Origin of the sequence: Alkalispirochaeta americana (assembly GCF_900156105.1) — a bacterium.
In the GTDB taxonomy this organism is placed as follows: Bacteria; Spirochaetota; Spirochaetia; order DSM-27196; family Alkalispirochaetaceae; genus Alkalispirochaeta; species Alkalispirochaeta americana.
In genome coordinates this window covers 1-3,037 of the sequence record NZ_FTMS01000046.1, presented here as the reverse complement: position 1 = coordinate 3,037, position 3,037 = coordinate 1, and the positions used below count along the sequence as shown (strand labels likewise).

Sequence of the window (3,037 nt, the reverse complement as noted above, 5' to 3'; positions counted from 1 at the left end):
AGTGAAGGTCTCGGGCGGGGGCAGTGGCAGAGGCGATGTTCCGGGGAGCGGAACTGTTCCCCGAGGCCCTGCCGGAGCTGTGGCGATGGCCGGGACGATGCAGGGTGGCTTGCCGGGCGGCGGGGTGCGTGGTTTGGCAGGAAGGGCCGGGGCTGTTCCTGCTGAAGGACCTGCAGCCGGAGGTGTGGCCGGACCTGCAGCCGGAGCTGTGGCCGGAGGTGGCTCTGGCGGAGCCGGAACGAGAGATCCCGAAGAGGAGCGAATGGAACGAATCCGGCGCAACTACGAGACCGACAAGGCCACCCTCGCCGGGGAGAGAGACCCCCAGCCGGCCCTGGCCCGCAGTGCCAGCCACGATGCTGGCGGGGCCGGGGGGAGCGATTCCCGGTATGAGGGAGCGAGTATTAACCGCTTCAGCGAAGATGTTTCTGAAGAAGTGCTGAAGAAATTATTGCAGGATTATTAGGAGGGGTGGAAATGCCGGTTGCATTACACAAGTTCCAATGCCTTCTCAGTGAGGCAATTGCTGCGTATAGAGAAAACCGTGACGGGATAGCAGGGTGTGGAATTGAACGGGACTCCACAAAGTATCCGGTGATAGCATTCCAGGATGAAGACCGAGTCTTCCCTTTGGAGACCGGAATAAAAGAGGAATACGAGCGTCGCTTCGATTACGATCTATCGAAGGTGCGGATTCATACCGGAAAAAATGCAGATTCCCTAGCTCGTTCGTCCGGTGCTGCGGCAGTAACACTGGGTCATGATATCTACTTTGCTCATGGGGAATTTCGTCCATACACAGCCGAAGGAATGAAATTACTTGCACATGAGATACAGCACACGATTCAGCATGATCGCGGGGAGAGAATGCTCTATCGCGAGGAGATAATCGAGCTGGAAATCGAGGCAGAGGTCATAGCATCTCGCATTATGGATGAGCAATCGAGAAATGAAATCAAGGGAAGGCAGATACCATCCGACCCGCGCCCTGAAAATGCAGGAAGAAGAACGGAGGATGGAGAGGATGGCCTTCCGGGAGTCCCGATGTCTGCCTTTCGGGCTGTTCATGGTGGAAAGCCGTTGATCCGCTACATTGGGGCATGTGGAGAAGAGATGGTTTTGACACAAAGACAATATCAGGAAGGGGTCGACCAGGCGGTGAAAAGAGTTCAGAAGAAGCTTGCGGAGCTGGGAGAGATCATGACAGAAGAAAACTCCAATAGAAGTATGTTGCGGGTGTTCGAATCTTTATCGAGACGAGTTTAACGGAGGAGACATGGCGACATATACCCGTGAGGATGCGGCCAGACTATTGATACACACCAAGTTCACCATGGAAGAGATCTGCGTAACTGGGGGGATGAAGGACCGAATGAGGTCAGATTTTGTCGATGAACTCAGAGGACTGGAACTACCGGCCTTGCTCGCGGACTTGCCTGAGATGAGGCAGGGAGAATTGCAGGAACTGGTTGAGCAGATGCGGTGCTGGCTGGATATGCTTGGATACCGGTATAATATGCATGACAGACATATTAAAGCTCCGGCACAGATCCTGCAGACGTCGGGACAGCAGGAGGGGTGGGGTCCAATCAGGTGGATCTCCACCTATGAGGCATATCGGGAGACCGTTGAAGTACAAGTTCCTCCAATTACACAGGCCGAGAAGGATCAATTGTATGATGAAGTAGCACCCGCACTGGTTGGCCTGACCGAGGACCGGTTTACCGCACTTAGAGTAGAGATGGTAAACGCTGAGAATGTGCTTGAGCGAATTAATTTCGGCATAGATACTTTATTGAGCGAGCTGTATCATTTTTTAAATGGCTTTCAGAGTCGTCGCCAATGGGACGAGTTATGGATTGGTGTTGCCCTGATAAACGGAGGTCTGGAGTACTACAGCATCGGATCAGTTCAGGGACTGGCCGAGACCCCGCATGACATTGAGGAGCAGTATTATCGCGTGCGGGAAGGCAATCTGACTGTTCGCGACATGCTGATGGAAATCCAGGAGAAGGTTCTTGAGCATCAGGTGCAACGCGAGAGAACGATAGGATTAATTCTGTCTTATTCAATGGAAGAGAAGAGGCGGAGATTGATCCGGAATGATTTATGGTGAAAAAGGTTTTCCTAGTTCTTCTTTTTCCCTTGGTTTCTTCTCTGACGGTGAATTCTCAACATATTATCGAGCTGAGTGGTTATGAGTTCGCTCCAACAGTTTCAAAAGAATTGCACGGCCTGAATTTGCGCGTCCACTTCACGTTTGAATTTTCCCTGCCCGAGGGACATGATCCTGAAACGAATCCGTTTCATGGACTCATGGAGATGCGGGCCAGGCTGAAGAAAAGTTCTGTAGCGAGTCAAATTTTTATATATCTGATGACGCACACAGTGGAGTATGAATACGCCGAGTTAGTTGAGATTGTGCAACAGGCGCCTGAAGAAAACGAACTGATCCAGCGGTTGTATAAAGCGTTGGGTGAGCATCCTCATCTTGAAGATGCAACAATAACCGACATGTACATGGAGTATCGTCTCCACTACGACGATGAGTGGATACGGCCTGGTACATCGAAACTCGAAGGACAGAGAGAATGATTCAGATGGGAAATGGAGGATAGAATCGCCAGTTTCTCGCCCCGTCGTTTGATCGTGAGGGATTTGTTTGCCACCTCGCTTCTCCTGGAAAAAGATTGGGCCTTCTCCCCCGCCAGGGGGCGGAGCGGAAATCCCGCAGGGCCGGGCGGGGGCCGCCGGCGAGGGGCAGTGAGCCGGAAGCGGCCCCCGCAGGAAGAGTGAGTCGGGGGTGGGTCAGGTGGTGCTTTGGACGGAGTGCGTGCCGGCCCGAGGAATTGCAGTGGAGCACCCGGTTGCGGCAGCCTGGTGCCGCAAGGCGGCCAGAATTCTTGAACAACAACCCAAAAAATAAGGCGACGGCGGAGAAAGGCCTGAGGGAGACACAGAGCCAGGAGCAGACCCATCGTCGCGGGATCGACATTGTGCGACGCAGTCGTGGGGGAGGAACGCCCGGAAGCGTGTG

Annotated in this window: 4 protein-coding genes; all 4 read left to right on the top strand. The window is 53.6% G+C overall.

Annotated elements, in window-relative coordinates; genetic code table 11:
- Positions 1-466 (top strand): hypothetical protein (locus BW950_RS15205; RefSeq protein ID WP_200796850.1); only part of this gene is annotated, 466 nt, incomplete at its 5' end.
- A gap of 11 nt (positions 467-477) precedes the next feature.
- Positions 478-1,266: an eCIS core domain-containing protein gene (locus BW950_RS14540; protein ID WP_076490016.1), complete on the top strand. Its 789-nt coding sequence runs from the start codon at positions 478-480 to the stop codon at positions 1,264-1,266.
- A gap of 10 nt (positions 1,267-1,276) precedes the next feature.
- Positions 1,277-2,116, top strand: a complete 840-nt coding sequence (locus tag BW950_RS14535) for a hypothetical protein (RefSeq protein WP_076490015.1) — start codon at positions 1,277-1,279, stop codon at positions 2,114-2,116.
- Positions 2,110-2,595: a hypothetical protein gene (locus tag BW950_RS14530; protein WP_076490014.1), complete on the top strand. Its 486-nt coding sequence runs from the start codon at positions 2,110-2,112 to the stop codon at positions 2,593-2,595. The genes BW950_RS14535 and BW950_RS14530 overlap by 7 nt, the downstream gene beginning before the upstream one ends.
- Positions 2,596-3,037: the final 442 nt, after the last annotated feature.